General features: G+C 61.7%; 22 protein-coding genes. 10 read left to right on the forward strand and 12 right to left on the reverse strand.

Annotated features, from left to right (window positions below; translation table 11 throughout):
• Nucleotides 1–13: 13 nt before the first annotated feature.
• The 8 genes from atpA to SynA1562_RS10620 all read right to left on the reverse strand — a co-directional run bounded on the left by atpA (nucleotide 14) and on the right by SynA1562_RS10620 (nucleotide 5,879).
• Complete coding sequence (atpA, locus tag SynA1562_RS10585) at nucleotides 14–1,534, reverse strand: F0F1 ATP synthase subunit alpha (RefSeq protein ID WP_011365131.1); 1,521 nt, start codon at nucleotides 1,532–1,534, stop codon at nucleotides 14–16.
• A 57-nt stretch (nucleotides 1,535–1,591) separates the two neighbouring features.
• Nucleotides 1,592–2,140 (reverse strand): ATP synthase F1 subunit delta, encoded by a 549-nt coding sequence (atpH, locus tag SynA1562_RS10590; RefSeq protein ID WP_011365132.1) that lies wholly within the window; start codon nucleotides 2,138–2,140, stop codon nucleotides 1,592–1,594.
• Nucleotides 2,140–2,622: a F0F1 ATP synthase subunit B gene (locus SynA1562_RS10595; RefSeq protein ID WP_186493827.1), complete on the reverse strand. Its 483-nt coding sequence runs from the start codon at nucleotides 2,620–2,622 to the stop codon at nucleotides 2,140–2,142. Before SynA1562_RS10595 ends, atpH begins: the two co-directional genes overlap by 1 nt.
• A complete protein-coding gene (locus SynA1562_RS10600) occupies nucleotides 2,622–3,086 on the reverse strand; it encodes a F0F1 ATP synthase subunit B' (protein WP_006851720.1) in 465 nt (154 codons plus the stop codon). The genes SynA1562_RS10595 and SynA1562_RS10600 overlap by 1 nt, the downstream gene beginning before the upstream one ends.
• Before the next feature lie 69 nt (nucleotides 3,087–3,155).
• Nucleotides 3,156–3,404, reverse strand: coding sequence for an ATP synthase F0 subunit C (atpE, locus tag SynA1562_RS10605; RefSeq protein ID WP_006851467.1), 249 nt, complete (start codon nucleotides 3,402–3,404; stop codon nucleotides 3,156–3,158).
• Nucleotides 3,405–3,574: 170 nt separating this feature from the next.
• On the reverse strand, nucleotides 3,575–4,300 hold the full coding sequence (gene atpB / locus SynA1562_RS10610; protein ID WP_006852023.1) for a F0F1 ATP synthase subunit A: 726 nt from the start codon (nucleotides 4,298–4,300) through the stop codon (nucleotides 3,575–3,577).
• Between the two features lie 24 nt (nucleotides 4,301–4,324).
• Complete coding sequence (locus SynA1562_RS10615) at nucleotides 4,325–4,663, reverse strand: hypothetical protein (RefSeq protein WP_006849693.1); 339 nt, start codon at nucleotides 4,661–4,663, stop codon at nucleotides 4,325–4,327.
• A 46-nt stretch (nucleotides 4,664–4,709) separates the two neighbouring features.
• Nucleotides 4,710–5,879, reverse strand: a complete 1,170-nt coding sequence (locus SynA1562_RS10620; protein WP_186495410.1) for a class I SAM-dependent methyltransferase — start codon at nucleotides 5,877–5,879, stop codon at nucleotides 4,710–4,712.
• 146 nt (nucleotides 5,880–6,025) lie between these two features.
• Between SynA1562_RS10620 and SynA1562_RS10625 the strand changes: the two genes are divergently transcribed.
• The 4 genes from SynA1562_RS10625 to SynA1562_RS10640 all read left to right on the forward strand — a co-directional run bounded on the left by SynA1562_RS10625 (nucleotide 6,026) and on the right by SynA1562_RS10640 (nucleotide 10,606).
• Nucleotides 6,026–8,977: a phycobilisome rod-core linker polypeptide gene (locus SynA1562_RS10625; protein ID WP_186493828.1), complete on the forward strand. Its 2,952-nt coding sequence runs from the start codon at nucleotides 6,026–6,028 to the stop codon at nucleotides 8,975–8,977.
• A gap of 409 nt (nucleotides 8,978–9,386) precedes the next feature.
• The gene (locus tag SynA1562_RS10630; protein ID WP_006849995.1) at nucleotides 9,387–9,872 is read left to right on the forward strand and encodes an allophycocyanin subunit alpha; all 486 of its coding nucleotides are present in this window, start codon (nucleotides 9,387–9,389) and stop codon (nucleotides 9,870–9,872) included.
• 39 nt (nucleotides 9,873–9,911) lie between these two features.
• Nucleotides 9,912–10,400, forward strand: coding sequence for an allophycocyanin subunit beta (apcB, locus tag SynA1562_RS10635; protein ID WP_006849956.1), 489 nt, complete (start codon nucleotides 9,912–9,914; stop codon nucleotides 10,398–10,400).
• A gap of 5 nt (nucleotides 10,401–10,405) precedes the next feature.
• Nucleotides 10,406–10,606 (forward strand): phycobilisome linker polypeptide, encoded by a 201-nt coding sequence (locus SynA1562_RS10640; protein ID WP_006851140.1) that lies wholly within the window; start codon nucleotides 10,406–10,408, stop codon nucleotides 10,604–10,606.
• A gap of 57 nt (nucleotides 10,607–10,663) precedes the next feature.
• On the opposite strand, the gene SynA1562_RS10645 is transcribed toward SynA1562_RS10640, so the two are convergent.
• On the reverse strand, nucleotides 10,664–11,470 hold the full coding sequence (locus tag SynA1562_RS10645) for a TlyA family RNA methyltransferase (protein WP_186493829.1): 807 nt from the start codon (nucleotides 11,468–11,470) through the stop codon (nucleotides 10,664–10,666).
• A gap of 96 nt (nucleotides 11,471–11,566) precedes the next feature.
• Here SynA1562_RS10645 and SynA1562_RS10650 point away from each other — a divergent pair, with 96 nt between their 5' ends.
• The 4 genes from SynA1562_RS10650 (at nucleotide 11,567) to SynA1562_RS10665 (ending at nucleotide 15,175) form a co-directional block, all read left to right on the forward strand.
• Nucleotides 11,567–11,767, forward strand: a complete 201-nt coding sequence (locus tag SynA1562_RS10650) for a hypothetical protein (protein ID WP_186493830.1) — start codon at nucleotides 11,567–11,569, stop codon at nucleotides 11,765–11,767.
• 109 nt (nucleotides 11,768–11,876) lie between these two features.
• Nucleotides 11,877–13,115 carry an FtsW/RodA/SpoVE family cell cycle protein gene (locus SynA1562_RS10655; RefSeq protein WP_115010109.1) on the forward strand — a complete coding sequence of 413 codons (1,239 nt, stop codon included), beginning with the start codon at nucleotides 11,877–11,879 and terminating at the stop codon, nucleotides 13,113–13,115.
• A 78-nt stretch (nucleotides 13,116–13,193) separates the two neighbouring features.
• Entirely contained in the window at nucleotides 13,194–13,883 is a 690-nt protein-coding gene (locus SynA1562_RS10660) for a cytochrome c biogenesis protein CcdA (protein WP_170952029.1), read from the forward strand.
• 5 nt (nucleotides 13,884–13,888) lie between these two features.
• Entirely contained in the window at nucleotides 13,889–15,175 is a 1,287-nt protein-coding gene (locus tag SynA1562_RS10665; protein ID WP_186495411.1) for a cytochrome c biogenesis protein ResB, read from the forward strand.
• Here SynA1562_RS10665 and queF read toward each other — a convergent pair.
• Nucleotides 15,163–15,552, reverse strand: a complete 390-nt coding sequence (queF, locus tag SynA1562_RS10670) for a preQ(1) synthase (protein WP_186493831.1) — start codon at nucleotides 15,550–15,552, stop codon at nucleotides 15,163–15,165. The genes SynA1562_RS10665 and queF overlap by 13 nt on opposite strands.
• A 125-nt stretch (nucleotides 15,553–15,677) precedes the next feature.
• Between queF and SynA1562_RS10675 the strand changes: the two genes are divergently transcribed.
• A complete protein-coding gene (locus tag SynA1562_RS10675; protein WP_006851285.1) occupies nucleotides 15,678–16,016 on the forward strand; it encodes a P-II family nitrogen regulator in 339 nt (112 codons plus the stop codon).
• 21 nt (nucleotides 16,017–16,037) lie between these two features.
• On the opposite strand, the gene SynA1562_RS10680 is transcribed toward SynA1562_RS10675, so the two are convergent.
• Nucleotides 16,038–16,937: an N-acetylmuramoyl-L-alanine amidase gene (locus SynA1562_RS10680; protein ID WP_186493832.1), complete on the reverse strand. Its 900-nt coding sequence runs from the start codon at nucleotides 16,935–16,937 to the stop codon at nucleotides 16,038–16,040.
• A gap of 107 nt (nucleotides 16,938–17,044) precedes the next feature.
• Here SynA1562_RS10680 and purB point away from each other — a divergent pair, with 107 nt between their 5' ends.
• Nucleotides 17,045–18,340, forward strand: a complete 1,296-nt coding sequence (gene purB / locus SynA1562_RS10685) for an adenylosuccinate lyase (protein WP_186493833.1) — start codon at nucleotides 17,045–17,047, stop codon at nucleotides 18,338–18,340.
• On the opposite strand, the gene SynA1562_RS10690 is transcribed toward purB, so the two are convergent.
• Nucleotides 18,341–19,528 (reverse strand): polysaccharide biosynthesis/export family protein, encoded by a 1,188-nt coding sequence (locus tag SynA1562_RS10690; protein WP_255445650.1) that lies wholly within the window; start codon nucleotides 19,526–19,528, stop codon nucleotides 18,341–18,343.
• Between the last annotated feature and the right edge of the window lie 23 nt (nucleotides 19,529–19,551).

Here is a 19,551-nt window from a genome sequence, read left to right on the forward strand (position 1 = left end):
GTCGGCAGCTCCTTCAGGCCGCGGAGGCGACCATGGTGGACACGACTTCGGTGATGGCGTCCTTAAGGATCGCTTCAGCCTCAGGGCTCATCACTTTCTTCTCCTGGATTTCGGTGATGAACTCAGCCTTGTTGGACTTGAGGTACTCACGCAGTTCGCGGGAGAAGTCGACGACCTTGTCGACGGGAACGTCGTCGATCAAGCCCTTCACACCGGCGTAAACGATGGCGACCTGCTCAGCCAGGATCAGCGGGCTGAACTGGGGCTGCTTAAGCAGCTCACGAAGGCGCTTGCCGCGCTCCAGCTGCTGCTGGGTGGAGGCGTCCAGGTCAGAAGCGAACTGGGAGAAGGCGGCCAGCTCGTCGAACTGGGCCAGCTCCAGTTTCAGGGTGCCGGCAATCTTCTTGATGGCCTTGGTCTGGGCAGCACCGCCCACCCGGCTCACGGAGATACCCACGTTGATCGCAGGACGCAGGCCAGAGTTGAACAGGTCGGAGCTGAGGAAGATCTGACCATCCGTGATCGAAATCACGTTGGTGGGGATGTAAGCCGAAACGTCACCAGCCTGGGTCTCAATGATCGGCAGGGCCGTCATGGAACCCTTGCCCATGGCATCAGACAACTTGGCTGCACGCTCGAGCAGACGGCTGTGGCAGTAGAAGACGTCGCCGGGGTAGGCCTCACGACCGGGCGGACGACGCAGCAGGAGCGACATCTGGCGGTAGGCAGCAGCCTGCTTAGAGAGATCGTCGTAGATCACCAAGGTGGCCTTGCCCTTGTACATGAAGTACTCGGCGATGGTGGCACCGGTGTAGGGAGCCAGGTACTGCAACGCAGCAGGCTCGGAGGCGTTGGCTGCCACGATCACGGTGTAATCGAGAGCACCGCGCTCACGCAGCACTTCAACGACGTTGGCCACGGAAGCAGCCTTCTGACCCACGGCGACGTAGACGCAGATCATGTCCTGATCCGCCTGGTTCAGGATCGTGTCGATCGCGATGGCGGTCTTGCCGGTCTGGCGGTCACCAATGATCAGCTCGCGCTGGCCACGGCCGACGGGGATCATCGCGTCGATCGCGGTGATGCCGGTCTGCATCGGCTCGTGCACCGACTTGCGCTGGATGATGCCGGGCGCCATGGATTCGATCAGGCGCGTCTCGCTGGTGGCGATTTCGCCCTTGCCGTCGATGGCGCGGCCCAGAGAGTTCACCACCCGGCCCAGCATGGCTTCACCCACTGGCACAGCGGCGATCTTGCCGGTGGCCTTCACCGTGCTGCCTTCCTGAATGCCGTAGCCCTCACCCATCAGCACCGCGCCGACGTTGTCGTCTTCGAGGTTCAGGGCGATGCCTTCAGTGCCGTCCTCAAATTCAATGAGTTCGCCGGCCATGGCTTGCTGCAGGCCGTAAACGCGGGCGATGCCATCACCCACGGTCAGAACGGTGCCGACATTGCTGACGGAAACCGACTTGTCGTAGTCCTCAATCTGCTTCTTGAGGATGGCGCTGATCTCGTCGGGACGGATGGAAACCATGGCGTGTGATCCCTGCTGGGAGTTGGGGAGGAAGGAGCGGTGGAGGAAAGAGTGAGGTCAGCTCGCCTTGGCGAGTGCCAGACCGAGGCGACGAACCTGGCCAGACAGGCTGGCGTCAATCACCTGAGATCCGAGACTCACGACGAAACCGCCGATTAGGGACGGATCCACACTGAGGTCGATGTCGACCTTGTTAGTGCCGGCCATGGCCTGCACCTTTTTGGACAGTGCCGCCTGTTGATCCTCAGTGAGGCTTTGAGCAGAACGGACCTGGGCCAGCGTGATGCCCTGCTGTTCCCGATAAAGCTCGAGGTAGCGAAGCATCACCGCATCGAAAGCGATAAGGCGTTGACGGTCAGCCAGCACCTTCAGCAAATTGAAAACTGAAGGAGTGACATCCTCACCCACAAGCGCCTTAAGAGCTTGCTTTTTGGCATCCGGCTCAAGCACCGGGGACACCATGGCGTCGCGGAAATCTTCGGAGTCGTTCCAGATCGCAAGCAGTTGCTTGCATTGATCGGCAACGGTTTCAGACTCGCCACGGGCCTCAGTGACCTGAAGCAATGCTTCGGCGTAGGGGGTAGCCAGGGAGTTGAGGAGAGGCATCAGGCGTTCTCCAGGTTTTTGATGGTGGAATCGATCAACTTGGCCTGAGCACTGGCATCAAGACGAGCCGGAAGTTCGGCGAGGACCTTGTCGATTGCAGCCAGGGCAGCCTCACGTCGCAGGCTGTCTTTGATCCGAGCAGCATCGGCTTCGGCATCGGCATCGGCACCGGCCTTGATCGCAGCCATCACGGAGATGGTGCGCTTCTCGCCATCAGCACGGATGCCTGCGGCGCGGGCCTGACCATCAGCACGAATCTTCTCGGCTTTCTGCTGGGCAGCAGCCAACTCGGACTGGGCCTGGCTCAGGTTTTCGGTGGCGGTCTTCAGGCGGGACTCTGCGTCCTGCAATTCCTGAAGGATGGCGGCACGGCGGCGTTCCAGGATTCCTCCCAGGAAACCGCGCAGGAACCAAAACAGGAGCCCGATCACGATGACCAGGTTGACCAGATTTGTCTCGAGCGGATTGAGATTGAGGGTCATCACGCGGCCAGCAAACGGTTGATGATCGTGGTGCTCAGCTGATCCACCTGACCCTTGAGCTGGGTGCGGGCGGACTCACGCTCGGCCTCGATGGCACGACGGCTTTCCTCTTTGGTGCGGTTGGCTTCAGCTTCCGCCTGGGCCAGCGCTTCGCGGTAAAGCCGATCAACTTCTTGTTCCGCCTCAACGATGACGGCCTGAGCGGCCTGGCGGGCACCTTTCAGCTGTTCAGCCAGATCAGCTTCCAGGCGTTCAACCTGAGCAAGCTTCTGCTTGGCATCAGCACGACTGGTGGAGATGTAGCCCTCACGATCTTCCACGACCTTGCCGACCGGACGGAAGAAGAGGACATTGAGCAGGAAGGTGAGGAGAACCACCTGAACCGCCATCAGCGGAAGGGTGGCATCGAGGTCAAAAAGACCTCCCTCCGGAACACCTGCTTCAGCGAGCAGAAGCCAGGTCATGGAAAGGTGCGCCGGGAAGGAATCGAAACAAGAAGTTCAGGAGGGGGATCAGCGATCCCCCTGCACTGATCAGCCGGCGAAGGGGTTGGCGAACAGAAGCACCAGAGCCACCACCAGGCCGTAGATGGTCAGCGATTCCATGAATGCCAGGGACAGCAGCAGGGTGCCGCGGATCTTGCCTTCGGCTTCGGGCTGACGGGCGATGCCCTCAACAGCGCCGCCGGACGCGGTGCCCTGACCGATACCAGGGCCGATGGCGGCGAGGCCGACTGCCAGGCCAGCAGCCACAACGGAAGCGGCGGAGGTGATGGAATCCATGTTGGGTGGTGTAAGGGGAAGCGCTGGGGAGCGCTGTACGGAATGGACTTGGGGATCGGTTCCCCCCGCGCAGGGACATTCCCGAAGGAACGGGCCCGGGTGCAATGCCGGACCTGCGCGCGGATGTGTTTAGCAGATCGCCGTTCTCAGGCGATAGAGGGGATCGGTTTTTAGTGAGCCTCGTGGAGGCCTTCACCGATGTAGAAGGAAGCCAGGGTCGCAAAGATCAGAGCCTGAATGGCACTGGTGAACAGACCCAGGAGCATCACAGGCAGGGGCACGATCAGCGGAACCAGATAAACCAGCACTCCCACAGCCAATTCGTCAGCCAGGATGTTTCCGAACAGACGGAAGGAAAGGGAGAGAGGCTTGGTGAATTCCTCGATGATCTTGAACGGGAGCATGATCGGGGTCGGCTCCACGTACAGCTCGAAGAAGCGCAGGCCCTTTCGGCTCAGGCCGGCATAGAAGTACGCCAGTGACACCAGCAGAGCCATCGCCACGGTGGTGTTGATGTCTGCGGTGGGAGCGCCGAGCTCACCCTCGGGGAGTTCGAAGATCTTCCAGGGGATCAGAGCTCCGCCCCAGTTGCTCACGAAGATGAACAGGAACAAGGTGCCGATGAACGGCAGCCAGTCGCGGTAGTACTTCTCGCCGATGTTGTCGCGGGCGATGTCGCGGATGAAATTCCAGAGGAATTCGAGCAGGTTCTGCAGACCGATCGGGTCGCGCTTCATCCCGCGGGTGCCGACAAGCACCACAGCGAGGAGGATGCCGATCAGGATCCAGGAGCTCAGGAACACCTGGCCGTGCAGATACAGATCGCCGATCTGCCAGTACAGGTGATGACCCACTTCCAGTTCAGCGAACGGGAGTGGTAAGGGCAACAAAGCCATGGGTGCAGAGAAAAGTGCTCAGACTCAGCGGTCGTCGAAGACGTGCTGAAGAATCAGGGCGGGCTTGTAGAGAAGGAATCCCAGGAAGGCCGGCAGCAGATCGAGCTGAGGCAGCTTGGCCGAACCAACCACAAGCAGGGTTGGAACGATGAGCTGAAAACGCCCCAGTCCACGGGACTGGTCACTGAGCCGGGCCACACTGCGAGCCAACAAGCGCACGTACAGAAGTCCGGCGCAGGAGCCCACAAAAACACTGCCGGCCACCGAGAGATTCATGGTGAGAGCCACGATCGGAACCGTGACGAGTGACACCAGAACGGTGGCCAACAGCAGGCGACGTTGAAGACGGTAAAAATCTTCCAAGCGCTGCCTGAAATGGCGCGCGGAATCTATCACGCGTTCGCTGCTGTTATTCCTGCAACAGAAGCAGCTGGCGATCCACAAGTTCGCGGATCTCATCAGGAGACGCAAGGGCCCCCAGCCTCTGTTCCGGCTGCTCAGCGACAGTCCGCAGCAGGGCGCGGTCGCCATCACTGAGCTGAATGGGCTCCATGTTGCGACCAAGAATTGGATCGGGTTCCCCCCAGAGGCAGGGCTGAACCAAACCGCTGGCCAGGCCAAGGGCCTCATCACTCCAGCGAGGTCGCTCCACCGGTGCCGCGGAGAGAAAGAACTCGAAGTGGCTGATGTCGGGATCCAGCTGCTCCACAAGCTCCCACTGCTGACGCGGTGGCAAGGCCTGGGCTCGCTCCAGCAGTTCTCCCTGCAGAAGACGGGATGGATCCCAAACCTCCGGATTGGAGAAGCCGGCGAAATGCAGACCCGCCGTTTCGATGAACGCGAAGAGACGCTCGAGGTTGTAACTGGTTTCCTGCGGGTGCAGGTACATGTCCGCGAAGTTCGCGTCAGGTGCGCAGTCCACGACCCAGCGTTCCCGGTGATGACGGGCAAGGCGGTTGCCCTCGGGCAGGGTCTCGAACAGCTCCCGCCCCAGACGTAGGCCCTCCGAGCCTGTGCCGGCATTGAGAAGACTCAGCGCTTTCTGGGTGCGATGGATCTCCCAGCGACCGGCATCGGCGTAAAGAAAGAGATGCAGCAGACCCGAAGGAGCCAGGCGATCCGCCAGGGAGCGCAACCCCGCTTCCGGCTGATCCAGGTGATGCAACACCCCCACCGAATTGATGTAGTCGAACGACCCTTCGTCGCTCAGATCAAGAAGACTGCGCTGCACCTGACGCAGAGAGGTCACTTGCTCGGCCGCCCCCGAGCGCCGGCAGCGTTCCCGCGCCACCGCCAGCGCCCCATCACTGATGTCCACCCCGAGCACGTCAGCACCAGGGTTTAGATGGCATAGGTAGTCGGTGCTGACCCCGGTTCCGCAGCCGGCATCGAGAATTCGCGGCGCCTCCATCCCTGCAGGGATCGATCCGTGCACGGCGGCCAGAACACTGCGGTGACACCAACGCCAGTTGTATCCAGGTGGCGGCCCGTCCTGCAGTGGATCCCCTGGGAAAGGGAAACGGTCATAAAACGCACTCACCACGGGAGTCGCAGCATCACTGGGCTTGGGGTGGGTCATGCAGCGCTGATTTCGCGCCTGCGAGCTTTTCACGTCAGACCCGTGGATCCCCTGCAGCACCGCAAGGCCTGCAAACATTTGTTCATGGGGGCACGGAGGGCCATCCCAGCAGCCGTAACGTGGCGCGATCCGGCTTGCTTTCGTCGATGACAGTGACCGCCAGCAGCGGCAGCCCGCGCGTGTCTCCCCAACTGTTCGACACGCTGCCGCTCTCCAGCGTCCGTCAGGCAGAGCAGCAGGACCGATTCCCTGACAACGGGGAGTTGGACAGTCTTGTGACCTTCTTCCGCACCGGTCAGGACCGGATCGAAGCGTCCCGGATCATTGCGGCCAACGCCGAGGCCATCGTGGCCCGCGCCGCCAACAGAATTTTTGTGGGGGGAACGCCCCTCTCCTTCCTTGAAGCGCCTCTAACAACGGGCGAAACCGGACGTTCAACACGTCAGGAGGGCACTCCGTTGGCAGCTGACCAAGCCGCCTTTGAGCAGTCGGTGCGCACGTTTACTGGCGATAGCGGCACCAAAAAAAGAGGCAACTTTCTGACCCGTCTTCTCGAAGGGGCCGGAGGGGATGCTGATATTCGAGTGGTACTTCCCACAGGCTTCAACGCCATCAGCGTGGCCAAATACGGCCCGGCCTTCATGCGCAAGTCGGTGCGCGACATGGGTTGGTTCCTGCGCTACGTGGGCTACGCACTGGTCGCCGGAGACCCCAGCATCCTTGCGGTGAACACCCGCGGGCTCCGGGACATCCTTCTCGAGAACTGCTCCCTGGCCGCCACCAATGTGGCCCTTCAGGAAATGCGTGCCGCCTCAGCGGAGCTGCTAAGGGATCGCCCTGAAGCCCGTCAGATGACCATCGACTGCTTCAACGTGCTGTTGCAGGAGCTGGCCATCCCCACTCCCAGCACCAAACAACGCCAGGGGAGTGCAGTGCAGCAGGGCCTGCAGCTGCCGGCGATCTATGCCCTGGCTTCAGAGGGACGCCAGCTGTTTGAAATGCGTCCCGGTCTGTCCGGAGCCGAAAAAGCAGAAATCATCCGCGCCGCCTACCGCCAGGTGTTTGAGCGCGACATCGCCAAGGGCTACTCCCAGACTCCCTGTGCCGATAAGGCCAGCGCTGTCAGCCAGGGCCAAATCTCAATGCGCGAATTCGTTCGCGCCCTTGGCCGCAGCAAGGAATACCGCCAGCAGTTCCACGACGGTTTCGTCAACAGCCGCGTGGTGGAACTGGCTTACCGCCACTTCCTCGGCCGGGGCATCAGCTCCCTTGAGGAATTCCGCAAGTCGTTCGCCATCCTCAGCGACCAGGGCCTCAACGGTCTTGTGGATGTGCTGGTGAATTCCTCGGAGTACGCCCAGGCCTTCGGAGAGGAAACCGTTCCCTACCTGCGCGATCTCGGCACGGAAGCTCAGGAAAGTGCCGGCTGGGGCTCCAACCGCAAGTTGTTCAACTTCAGCGCCCCGTTCGATGGCGCACCGCAGTACGTCACTCTCTACGCCTCCTACCGCCAGCCCTTTGCCGACCAGCACGTCTACGGCGGTGGCAATGATCCGGTGGCGAACAAATTCGGCGCCATCTTCCCCAGCGGAACCGCCTCAGTCGCCACCCGACCAGCCCCCTACGGCTACGACAGTCGCCGATTGCTCGTGAGCAACGGCCTCAACAGCCCTGGCCAACTGGACAGCGACAGTTTCCGCAAGAGCCGCCCCCGCAAGGGTGGTCCGCGTGTGATGCGACTTCAGCAGATCGCCACGGGTGGCACTGTGAATCCAGGGCGAGGTGGTCAGCCCAGCGTCCGTACGACTGAGGCCAGCACCCAAGCCGTCATCAAGGCTGTTTACGTGCAAGTGCTAGGCAACGGCGGCTATGCGGGAGAGCGGATGAGCTCTGATGAAGCCCGCCTAGAAAACGGAGACATCTCCCTCAAGGATTTTGTTCGGGCAGTCGCCAAATCCGATGCTTTCCGACGCCGCTACTGGAGCGGCCTCTACATCGTGAAAGCGATCGAAGTCATGCACCGCCGTCTGCTGGGACGCCCCACCTTCGGCCGCTGGGAAATCGATGCGCTCTTCGATACAGCCGCAAGACAGGGCTTCTACGGCGTGGTGGACGCACTAATCGACAGCAAGGACTACAGCGAAGCTTTTGGGGCCGACACAGTCCCCTACGAACGTTTCATCACACCTGGTGATGTGACTGCACGCCGAACTCCAGGCTGGTCACGTGCTCTCAATCTTGAGGCTGCCGCTGACCTAACCCTCAGCAGCCGTCCAGAAACACAGCGGTCCGAGGCATTCCGCAGTAGTGGCGATGTGACGCCACGCAACCTGCCCGACACGCAAAAGACAGCCACCCAAGACTTCACGACAACGACGAGCGGAAACGCCGGTGCGCCCAGTTGGCTGTCGGTGGTGCGTCAACAACGTCTTGCATCCAACAGGACTGGCTTCCCGATGCGGCGAGCCAGCAACTCAACGCCAACCAGCATTGGTGGCCGGTCATGGAGCGTTGAGCTGATTTCTTCCAACGCGCGGAGCGGGCAAGCACTCCCACGCATGGGCATGGCTCTTGTCACAGAAGGCGCTGAAGGATTCCGCTTGCGGGGTGGACTTCCCGCGACGCTGGAGCTGAAACAGCCGTGCAGCGAAGATGAACTCCAGACTGCTGTGAATGCAACTTACAAGCAGCTTCTCAACCGTGTCCCCACAGGGAATGAGCGTCTGATCAGCTCGGAATCACGGCTGCGCAATCAGGACATTGACCTGACCGAGTTCATTGCTGAAGTAGCGATGAGCGAAGCGTTCCAGAACCGAATCGCCACGATGGCACCCCTTCGGGCCGCGTCCGCGGCAGGTTTGGCTCTGCTGGGACGGGCCACCACCCCAGCGGAGACCAGCCGCTTCCTGATCACCCGCGCTCAAGCTGGTCATGGCGCTGCCGTGACTGAACTTTTGGCGGAACGGATCAGCACGACGGTGCCCCGCATCGACGGCATGGCGACCGCATCAGGGGTCAACCAAGCCACCATCCAGCGCACGGCCTCGCTCTACCGCGGCAATGCCGGCCTGAATCCACCGACGGGCGACGCGATCTGATCCTCAGGTCTCCATTTCGCTGACAAACAGCCTCCACAAATCACAGTGGTTTTTGTGATCCGATCCCGGTGAAGTAAGGCTTTATCGGGGTCATTTTTGTGCGTCATGGCTACATCAGTGTCGATCTCGCAGATCGCAGTGATGCCAAGGCTTCTCCGCAGAACAGACGCGCCGTGAAGAACTGTTACCTGGCCAAATTTCCCTGGCCATCGCCAGCGCAGAATGCATCAGCCGAATCCAAGGGAGCGAGCTCACCCCGGTCAGTGTTGACCGATGTGAACAAGTCTCACTCCCAACGCTTCGACCCCCTGTCCCAGCCTTTAGTCTGGGACGCGATCCCTCGGGATCACCCCTTATTCACCGGATACCGGTCTCCTACGGGCGGCCGCTTGTTTCGAGGCAGAACTGCATGAGCATCGTCTCCAACTCGATCATCAACGCGGACGCCGAAGCCCGCTACCTCAGCCCTGGCGAACTCGACCAGATCAAAGCCTTCGTAACCGGCGGTCAACGCCGTCTGCGCGTGGCCCAGGTCCTGTGCGAGAGCCGCGAGCGCATCGTCAAGCAGGCTGGTGGTCAGCTGTTCCAGAAGCGTCCCGACGTCATCTCCCCCGGCGGCAACGCCTACGGCGAAGAGATGACCGCCACATGTCTGCGTGACATGGATTACTACCTCCGCCTCGTCACCTACGGCATCGTTGCCGGTGACGTCACTCCGATCGAAGAGATCGGTGTGATTGGCGCGAAAGAGCTCTACCGCTCCCTGGGCACACCCCTGGAAGCATTAGCTGAATCCGTGCGCGAGATGAAGATCGTCGCCATGGGCCTCCTCACTGGAGCCGACGCAGAGGAAGCCGGCACCTACTTCGACTACGTGGTTGGCGCCCTCGCCTGAACCGCACGCTGATTTTCTCCCTCGCCTCCTCACGGATTCATGCAAGACGCCATCACCAACGTCATCAACAAGTCGGACGTCCAAGGCCTCTACCTGGACACGGCTTCGATGGGCAGCCTCGAGTCGTATTTCGCCAGTGGTGAATTGCGCGTGCGCGCTGCCGCCACCATCAGCGCCAATGCTTCGGCCATCATTCGCGATGCCGTGGCCAAGGCTCTGCTGTACTCGGACATCACCCGTCCCGGCGGCAACATGTACACCACCCGCCGCTACGCAGCCTGCATCCGCGACCTGGATTACTACCTGCGTTATTCCACCTACGCCATGCTGGCCGGCGACACCTCGATCCTCGACGAACGTGTTCTGAACGGGCTCAAGGAGACCTACAACTCTCTGGGTGTGCCAATCGGCGCCACCGTTCAGGCCATCCAGGCCATGAAGGAAGTCACTGCCGGACTGGTCGGCCCTGATGCCGGCAAGGAAATGGGTGTCTACTTCGACTACATCTGTTCCGGTCTCGGCAACTGAGCCCCATGCGGTTGTTCAAAGTCACCGCTTGCATCCCCAGCCCTGAAAAGGTTCGGACGCAGCGCGAATTGCAGAACACCTTCTTCACCAAGTGGGTGCCCTACGACAGCTGGTTCGCTGAACAGCAGCGCATCCAAAAGCAGGGTGGCCGCATCATCAAGGTGGAGCTCTGCACCGGGGGTCAGCAAGTCAACGTCGGCAACTGAACTCCTCTCCCAAGCAAATTCCAAGCCCGGTTTATCACCGGGCTTTTTTATTGGCCATCAACCGTGGAGGGTCTGCGCCACCAAAGCATCGAGATCCGGAAGAACAGCGGCATCTCCCTCCCCCAACCAGAGCACGTACTCGTGGTTGCCGGCAGGCCCGGTGATGGGTGAAGCCACCAAGCCCTGGGGCTGCCAACCCGATTCTGCTGCTACTGCAATCACGGATTCAATGGCATCCCTGTGGGCCGCAGGGTCACGCACCACGCCCCCCTTTCCGACACGGCTCTTGCCCACCTCAAACTGCGGCTTCACCAGCACCAGCGCATCGGTCTCTGGGCCCCGCAACAGCCGGCGCAAGGCTGGAAGAATCAGCCGCAGGGAAATGAACGACACATCAGTGACGGCCAAACTGGGCCAGGGATCGTCAGCTCCATAGAGATCGTCGGGCTGCAGATGGCGCAGGTTGGTGCGTTCCCGCAGCACCACCCGTTCGTCAGTCCTCAAGCTCCAGGCCGTCTGGCCGTAACCCACATCAACGCCATAAACACGAGAAGCACCGTGCTGCAGCAGGCAATCGGTAAATCCCCCTGTGGAGATGCCGCCGTCCAGGCAGACACGCCCCTTTACCGGCACAGGAAAAGCCCTCAAGCCCTCTAGTAGTTTTTCGCCCCCTCGAGAGACAAAGCGGGGGGGCTGCTCCACCCGAAGTTCTCGCTCCGGCGTTACCTCTGTTCCGGGCTTATCCAACAGGGTCCCGGAACCATCCCGCACCTTTCCAGCACGAATCAATTGCTGCGCCTGTTGGCGTGAACTGACCAATCCACGGGTCAGGAGTTCCAGATCAAGACGCTGTTTGGACGCCATTGCGACATAAAAGCAGACCGATCCCGAAGAAATCCGGCGATCCAGCGGCTGGAACGTGTTCTGCCTAGAGGATTTTCTCAATTCGCGTCGAGCGACGTGTCCAACCACCGCCCCAAACCCGCCAAGGTGGTGCCGCTGTTGCGGCCGGGCATCTTTGTGCGGCTCGATAACCAGCCCTCCGACCTACCGCCCTTCCAAGTTCTTCACTGCCGCGGGGGACGCTGCTGGGTGCGCCAACAATCCTGGGGATCCCACGTGCAATGGGAAGTTGAGCATGAGCGCTTGAACGTTGCATAAACGAAACCGCTGCTCACCAACGCCTGCAAAGACTCCCAGCCAACAATTCTGTTCAATCAGTGCCTTGGCAAGGCAACCATTTCACGGCTCAATGGAGCATTGACGCTGTTTGAGCAAACGTTTGGGTCAAGCGACAACCCTCCAAAGAGCTTCGAGACGACGGGGACAACAAGAGGCTCAGAAGTCGACTCTGATCCAGCGGCTGCTGCCCCTGCCTTGGCAGCTCTGGCCTGCGGAAGCTCGCCTGCTGATGGGGCTGGCCGGATTCTGGAGTGTGGCAGGACTGGTGGTGCTCGCGTCAGCCAGTTGGTGGGTGGCCCTGCGAGAAATGGGCGACGGCGGCTTTTACCTCAAGCGGCAGGCCATCTGGCTGATGGCCAGCTGGAGTTTGCTGGGCATCACAATCTCCACCAACTTGCGGCGCTGGCTGCGCTGGTCAGGCCCGGGGCTATGGATGGGCTGCCTGTTGATCGCCGCCACCCTGGTGATGGGCACCACGGTGAACGGCGCCAGCCGTTGGCTGGTGCTGGGCCCACTGCAGATGCAGCCCTCGGAGCTGGTGAAACCCTTTGTGGTGCTCCAGGCCGCCAACCTGTTCGCTCCCTGGAACCGCATGAGCCTCGACCAGAAGCTGCTTTGGCTGGGGAGCTTCGGCGGGCTGTTGCTGCTGATCCTCAAGCAACCCAACCTCTCCACAGCGGCCCTGATGGGACTCACTCTCTGGATGGTGGCACTAGCAGCCGGCCTGCGCTGGCGCAGCCTGCTAGGCACCGCCCTTGCGGGATCGCTGCTAGGCACCGCCAGCATTTTGATCAATGAATATCAGCGGATCCGGGTGGTGTCGTTTCTGGATCCCTGGAACGATCCGATGGGAGATGGCTATCAGCTGGTGCAGAGCCTGCTGGCGATCGGATCGGGCGGTTGGATGGGGCAGGGCTATGGCCTCTCCACCCAAAAGCTCCAATACCTGCCGATCCAGAGCACCGATTTCATCTACGCGGTGTTCGCCGAGGAATTTGGATTCGTGGGCTCGGTGCTGTTGCTGCTGTTCCTGATGCTGGTGGCCTGGGTGGGGCTGCGGGTGGCCCTGCGCTGCCGAAGCAACCAGGCACGGCTTGTGGCCATCGGCTGCAGCACGATCCTGGTAGGCCAGTCGATCCTGAACATCGCGGTGGCCTCTGGGGCGATGCCCACCACCGGTCTGCCATTGCCCTTGATCAGCTACGGCGGCAACTCGCTGATGTCGAGCCTGGTGATCCTGGGCCTGCTGATCCGCTGTTCACTGGAATCCACCGGCTTGATCGGTGGGCGATCCCATGGGCGACAACGGTCGTTGCGTCAACGCTGAGCCTGGTCTGGTGACAGGCTTGCCTGGATAGGCTTTGCACACTCAAGGGCACCTGTGGATCTGCTGCTGCTCTCCGATATGGCTCAGAGCAGCGAAAAGCTGCTGCAGAGCGCCCTGGCGGATCCAGGTCCACTGACGCTGGCACTGGTGTTTGGTGGCGGCGCCCTCACCAGCCTGGGGCCCTGTTCCCTGTCATTGCTGCCGGTGACGCTGGCCTACTTGGCGGGCTTTGACGATGGCCAACCGGCCTGGCAGCGCAGCCTCGCCTTCTGCGGCGGCATCGTCGGTGCCTTGGTGGTGCTGGGAAGCATCAGCGGACTGCTGGGCCGGATCTACGGCCAGGTGCCCGCACTGATCCCCACATTGGTGGCGATCCTGGCGGTAGCGATGGGGCTCAACCTGCTGGGAGTGCTGCGGATTCCACTGCCCAGCGGCCCGGATCCGGAGCAATGGCGTCAGAAGGTGCCGGCCCCGCTTGCGCCAGTTGCAGCAGGACTAGCTTTCGGGCTGGCGGCCTCACCCTGCACCACCCCCGTGTTGGCGGTCCTGCTGGGCTGGATTGCCCAGAGCGGACGTCCCCTGGCAGGGGTGGCACTGCTCAGCAGCTTCGGCATCGGTCAGGTGCTGCCCCTGTTGCTGGCGGGCACCTTTGCAGCAGCCATTCCCAAACTGCTCGCCCTGCGGGGCATCAGTCGCTGGGTGCCGCCAGCCAGCGGAGTGGTGCTGCTCACCAGCGGTCTGCTCACCCTGCTGGCACGCTGGAGCTGATGGGGATGGCACTGCTGAAACGCCTGGCCGCCTGGCTCAGCGATCTGCGGCTGGCCATAGTGCTTCTGCTGCTGATTGCTCTGGCCAGTGCCGTGGGCACCGGCATCCCCCAGGGGGATCCACCCTCGAGCTACATCGATGCCTACGCCGATACCCCCTGGCTGGGGCTGCTCCACGGCGAGCAGGTGCTGCAGTTGCAGCTCGATCATGTGTATTCCAGCGGCTGGTTTCTGGCCCTACTGGCCTGGCTGGGGCTCGCCCTGATCCTCTGCAGTTGGCGCCGTCAGTGGCCGGCCCTGATGGCGACCCGGCGCTGGATCGACTACCGCACCACACGCCAGCTGAGCAAATTGGCCATCGCCGAAAGCCAGCCCTGCCCCGACACGAGCCAGGGGCTGTCGCAGCTGGAGACGGTGCTACGGGCCAGCGGCTGGCAGGTGCAACGCAAGCCCCAGCGGCTGGCGGCCCGGCGCGGTGCCATCGGCCGGGTGGGACCCCTATTGGTGCACACCGGCCTGGTGCTGCTGATGCTGGGCGCCGCCTGGGGTGCTCTGGCGGGGAACCGCCTTGAGCGATTCCTGGCCCCCGGGCGCAGCCTCGATCTGCTGGATCGCGATGGCACCAGTCAGCTGACGATCACCCTGGACCGGTTCGCCATTGACCGGGACCAGGCGGGCCGCACGGAACAATTCCGCTCCGCTCTGCAGCTGCAGGGACCCAACCAAACCCTGGATGCCGAGATCAGCGTCAATCACCCGCTGCGGCACAGGGGCATCACCATCTACCAGGCCGATTGGTCACTGGCGACGATCAGCTTGCAGATCGGTCGCAGCCCTGTGCTGGAGCTGCCATTGCAGACCTATCCGGAGCTGGGTGATCAGATCTGGGGCCTAGTGCTGCCGACCCGCCCCGATGGAACCGAACCGGTGTTTCTGAGTCTGGAGAGCGAACAGGGGCCCGCCACAGTGTTCGATGCCGACGGCCAGCAGCTCGCCCGACTGCGACCGGGTGGACCCTCAGCAGAAGTCAAAGGCTTGCCGATGCGGGTGGATGCGGTGCTGCCGGCCAGCGGACTTTTGCTCAAACGGGATCCAGGAGTACCGCTGGTGTACCTGGGCTTCGCAGTCTTGCTGGTGGGCGGTGGGTTGAGCCTCGTGGCCACCCGGCAGCTGTGGGCCATCGCTGCCGATGGAACCCTCAGCATGGGTGGCCTCTGCAACCGCAACCTCGCCGCCTTCGCCAGTGAATTGCCTCAGTTGCTGGAGCAGGTGGTGGTCGATCAGCAGGGCTGACGGGTTCCGTGGCTGACCCGCACCACGGTGTGCACGTTGCCGCGGGGGTTGAAATCGGCTTCCAGCTGCATCCACACTGGATCAGTGGCCGCTACCAGATCATCAAGGATGCGGTTGGTGACCTCCTCATGGGAGATCGACTGATCGCGGTAGCTGTTCACATACAGCTTGATCGCCTTCAGCTCCACCACCCGCGGCCCGGGTTGATAAGTAAGGCGCAGCACCGCGAAATCGGGGTAGCCGGAGAAAGGGCATTTGCACGTGAATTCCGGCAGCTCGATCGCCACCTCGTAGGGGCGCCCAGGCCGGGGGTTGTCGAAGCAGATCAGCTCGGCTTCTGCGATGGCGCGTTCGCCGTAGAGCGGGGTCTGGGTCAAGGGGCTGAGGGGACCAGTTCTGATCCGTGACCCTAGGAAGTCAAGCTTCGGCAGCGTTCTGTAACAGCCGCCACGCACGGCTCTGAGAACCGCGGCATCCTTGAGACCAGATCCGTACTCCCCCCATGAAAAAGGTCGAAGCAATCATTCGTCCTTTCAAGCTGGAAGACGTCAAGGTGGCGCTGGTTGAGGCCGGCATCATCGGCATGACCGTGAGTGAGGTGCGGGGATTCGGCCGCCAGAAAGGTCAGGTGGAGCGCTACCGCGGCTCGGAATTCACCGTTGAATTTCTGCAGAAACTGAAGATTGAGGTGGTGGTCGAGGACGACCGCGTCGAAGAGGTGGTTAAGTCGATCGCTGATGCTGCCCGTACCGGTGAAATCGGTGACGGCAAGATCTTCATCAGCCCCGTGGAATCGGTGGTTCGCATCCGCACCGGCGACCGCGACAGCACGGCACTCTGAGCCTGTACCACCAGAAAAGCCCTATCCGCCGCGGCGTTCTCCAAGCCTGAGCGGATCAAAACCAACGGAGATGCCGAATTCCTCGGCGAATTCCACCACCAAACACCAGGCCCGGTCCCCATCGGTTCCGGGCCGAAGAATTCCCTGAAGAATCACCAAGGCTGAGCCGCTCTGGAGCGCCATCTCAAACAGCGGCCAACCCACCTCAGCCTGAACAACTTCCTTACGAAAGGTTGGACTGACATCCATGGCGCCGATAAGCACCCGGCGGTGGCTTGCATCCCAGGCGAACGGCAGCACATAACGCTCCAGAAGATCGGAGGCCAAGGCCCAGGAGCGGCCCAAGGCATCCAACTGAACCGAGAGCTCACGGCCGCGGGCCTGAATGGTCGTGGTGCCCCGGAAGGCAAGCAGGTCCTGCTCAGAACGCCCATCCGGCACCCGCAACAGCGCTTGAATGCGATGCCGCAGCTGCTCTCCTCCGTCGGTGGCACCGTTCTTGGACAGCTGCAGCAGATCCCAGCGCTCCCCGGTCCCGCCCCAGATCACCGGTCCGTAGTTGTCGTGCATCCAACGACCATCGCGGTTGGAGGCTGCTTCGGAATGGGTCATCACCCGCTCAACCGTGATCTGCTCCGCGCCCCAGCCCCAGCTGCGGGCAACGGCAGCGGCCTCGGCGCAGAGGCTGTTGAGTTGGGAATCCGTTGGGGGCTGTGTCCAGGGATCGGGCACGCCGCCCATGCAGGCACGGGAGAGCGCGACGCTGTTGCGGTTGCGGCCGTAGGTGTAAGCCGGCAGATCCACGTTGTAATCATGCAAGCGGTGCACACGGCCATCACCGCTGATGATCGAGTGGTAGTGCCCAGGGCGGATCCAGTCGTAGGGCGTTGCCGTCCAGTGCAGGTAGAGCGTCGGAGTCATTGCTCAAGGTTGGCGCCAATCCAGAGCTCGAACGACTGCACAGGGGCTCACTCGGGCGAGCGGAGGCGGACCCATAGATTTGTTGGGTTGTTCAACCGAGCGCGCCGGTGATCGAGCGTTACACCCTTCCTGAGATGGGAGCCGTCTGGAGTGAGCAGGCGAAATTTCAGAGCTGGCTTGATGTGGAAATTGCCGCCACCGAAGCCAACTGCCGGCTCGGCCGCGTGCCCCAAGAGGCCCTCGACACCATCAAAGCCAAGGCCAGCTTCGAGGTGGAGCGCATTCTCGAAATTGAAGCCGAGGTGCGCCACGACGTGATCGCTTTTCTCACCAATGTGAATGAACACGTTGGTGATGCCGGGCGCCACATCCATGTGGGCATGACCAGCAGCGACGTGCTGGACACAGGAGTGGCCCTGCAGCTGAAGCGTTCGGTAGCCCTGTTGCGAACCGAACTCGATGCCCTGGCAGACGCCCTGCGCGAACTGGCCCGGGCCCATAAGGGCACCGAAATGATCGGTCGCTCCCATGCGATCCACGGTGAACCAATCACCTTCGGGTTCAAGGTGGCCGGCTGGCTGGCGGAAACCGAGCGCAACCGCATCCGACTGCAACGGCTTGAGCAGGATGTGGCCGTGGGCCAGGTGAGCGGCGCCATGGGCACCTATGCCAACACCGATCCCCAGGTGGAAGCCATCGCCTGCGAAATCCTCGGCCTCACCCCCGATACCGCCAGCACCCAGGTGATCTCCCGCGATCGCCATGCCGACTACGTGCAGACCCTCGCCCTGGTGGGCGCCTCCCTGGAGCGTTTCTCCACCGAGATCCGCAACCTCCAGCGCACCGACGTGCTGGAAGTGGAGGAAAACTTCGCCAAGGGCCAGAAGGGCAGCTCCGCCATGCCCCACAAACGCAATCCGATCCGCAGTGAACGGATCAGCGGTCTGGCCCGGGTGCTGCGCAGCTACACCATTGCTGCCCTTGAGAACGTGGCCCTCTGGCACGAGCGCGACATCAGCCACAGCTCCACTGAGCGAATGATGCTTCCCGATTGCTCAGTCACCCTGCACTTCATGCTGCGGGAAATGACCAGCGTGGTGAAGGGTCTTGGGATCTACCCGGAGAACATGCGACGCAACATGAATGTGTATGGCGGCGTGGTGTTCAGCCAACGGGTGCTTCTCGCTCTTGTGGGCACCGGCATGAGCCGAGAGGAGGCTTACCGGGTCGTTCAACGCAACGCCCACAAGGCATGGAACACCGCAGGTGGCGACTTCCGCGCCAACCTCGAAGCAGATGGCGATGTCACCAGCCGGTTGTCGGCAGCCGAACTGGCCGACTGCTTCAGCACCGCCCTGCACCAAGAGAACCTTGGCGTGATCTGGGACCGGTTGGGAATTTAATCAACGACCGACATTGGAAGGCATGGGCAAACCAAGCAACCGGTAGACCGAGACCGCATCCACAATCGGCTCAAACGGCAACATGGCATCGGTCATCGTGTCGGTGACCTTTGTGAAGGTGTTGCGGTCCACCACCACCACATCGCCATTGCGCAGGGGAGGGTTGTTGGAGCTGCTAAGCACAGCGTTGGGGTCATAACGCAGCTGCTTCACCGTTGGGCGTCCCTGTCCATCCATGCGGATCAGATCCACCCGCTTCGCGCTGCCTCGGCGGGTGACTCCACCTGAGGCCAGGATTGCACTAGATAAAGGAGCATTGGAACCGATTTTCACAAGGCCTGGGGCTAAGACCTCACCAACAACTTGCACATTGATCACTGCCGGGGCGAAATTCGAAGCAGAAGCCGTCAGTAGATCCAGATTGGTAGCCGTTTTCGCCTTGTGCACCCTGATGCTGTCTCCGTCATAGATCAGAGGATTCGGGGCAAAACCGCCCTTCTTCAAAACGGTGAGGTAGTCGAAGAAAAAGCTCTGTGTTTGACCACCAGGGGTGGGGGAGGGGCGCAGCAGTTCCAAACGGCCCAGATCACTAGTCGCGGCAAGTCCGCCAGCTTTTTGAATTACATCCACCATGGTCGGCCAGCCGCCGCCATCGCTGCCAACACCCACATCAGAGAGATCGCTGGTCGAACCCAGGGATGCATCACCGTTGACAGGCAAAGTGAAAACACCTGGGCGAACGACTTCCCCCGTGACCGTGACCCGAACCGGACGCTGTTTCACAAGATCCAGGTAGACCAACGGTCGACGTAGGAATCGGCTGTAACCGTCAGTAATGCGTTGACGCGCTTCCTCAAGCGTCAATCCCCAAACTTCAACCGTTCCCAGTCGCGGCAGGTTGATGGTGCCGTCGCTCAACACCTGAACCTCAGCCTCGTAACCGTCGATCTTGAACACTGAGGTCACCAGTTGATCCCCAGGAGCAAGGCGATAGCGGTAACCCCTCGGAGGCAGGCTAGGAGTGGTTGGGAGCGGGGGCGGTGCCTGCAGCGGAGTGGTGTTAGCTGCCGACGGCGTCCTTAACCAGTTGATCCTCTCCTCTGCGCTCACACCGCCTCCCCACAACACAGGAGCCGAGAGCAACGCAGCTGCAGCTACAGAAATACGGGTCCTGGTGGGCACAACCATGGGTGGAACTGAAACGGCAGCCA

It is taken from the genome of Synechococcus sp. A15-62 (genome assembly GCF_014280075.1).
Classification (GTDB): Bacteria; Cyanobacteriota; Cyanobacteriia; order PCC-6307; family Cyanobiaceae; genus Parasynechococcus.

Bases quoted from the DNA above. Each gene is read 5' to 3' on its own strand.
- SynA1562_RS10680 (WP_186493832.1), bottom strand. From the start codon at position 16,937: ATGACTCCGACGCTCTACCTGCACTGGACGGCAACGCCCTACGACTGG.
- SynA1562_RS10595 (WP_186493827.1), bottom strand. From the start codon at position 2,622: ATGACCCTCAATCTCAATCCGCTCGAGACAAATCTGGTCAACCTGGTC.
- SynA1562_RS10665 (WP_186495411.1), top strand. From the start codon at position 13,889: ATGGCACTGCTGAAACGCCTGGCCGCCTGGCTCAGCGATCTGCGGCTG.
- apcB (WP_006849956.1), top strand. From the start codon at position 9,912: ATGCAAGACGCCATCACCAACGTCATCAACAAGTCGGACGTCCAAGGC.
- SynA1562_RS10630 (WP_006849995.1), top strand. From the start codon at position 9,387: ATGAGCATCGTCTCCAACTCGATCATCAACGCGGACGCCGAAGCCCGC.
- atpB (WP_006852023.1), bottom strand. From the start codon at position 4,300: ATGGCTTTGTTGCCCTTACCACTCCCGTTCGCTGAACTGGAAGTGGGT.
- SynA1562_RS10660 (WP_170952029.1), top strand. From the start codon at position 13,194: ATGGCTCAGAGCAGCGAAAAGCTGCTGCAGAGCGCCCTGGCGGATCCA.
- SynA1562_RS10645 (WP_186493829.1), bottom strand. From the start codon at position 11,470: ATGGCGTCCAAACAGCGTCTTGATCTGGAACTCCTGACCCGTGGATTG.
- SynA1562_RS10640 (WP_006851140.1), top strand. From the start codon at position 10,406: ATGCGGTTGTTCAAAGTCACCGCTTGCATCCCCAGCCCTGAAAAGGTT.
- SynA1562_RS10675 (WP_006851285.1), top strand. From the start codon at position 15,678: ATGAAAAAGGTCGAAGCAATCATTCGTCCTTTCAAGCTGGAAGACGTC.
- SynA1562_RS10600 (WP_006851720.1), bottom strand. From the start codon at position 3,086: ATGACCTGGCTTCTGCTCGCTGAAGCAGGTGTTCCGGAGGGAGGTCTT.
- SynA1562_RS10690 (WP_255445650.1), bottom strand. From the start codon at position 19,528: ATGGTTGTGCCCACCAGGACCCGTATTTCTGTAGCTGCAGCTGCGTTG.
- atpE (WP_006851467.1), bottom strand. From the start codon at position 3,404: ATGGATTCCATCACCTCCGCCGCTTCCGTTGTGGCTGCTGGCCTGGCA.
- atpA (WP_011365131.1), bottom strand. From the start codon at position 1,534: ATGGTTTCCATCCGTCCCGACGAGATCAGCGCCATCCTCAAGAAGCAG.
- SynA1562_RS10620 (WP_186495410.1), bottom strand. From the start codon at position 5,879: ATGACCCACCCCAAGCCCAGTGATGCTGCGACTCCCGTGGTGAGTGCG.
- atpH (WP_011365132.1), bottom strand. From the start codon at position 2,140: ATGCCTCTCCTCAACTCCCTGGCTACCCCCTACGCCGAAGCATTGCTT.
- SynA1562_RS10625 (WP_186493828.1), top strand. From the start codon at position 6,026: ATGACAGTGACCGCCAGCAGCGGCAGCCCGCGCGTGTCTCCCCAACTG.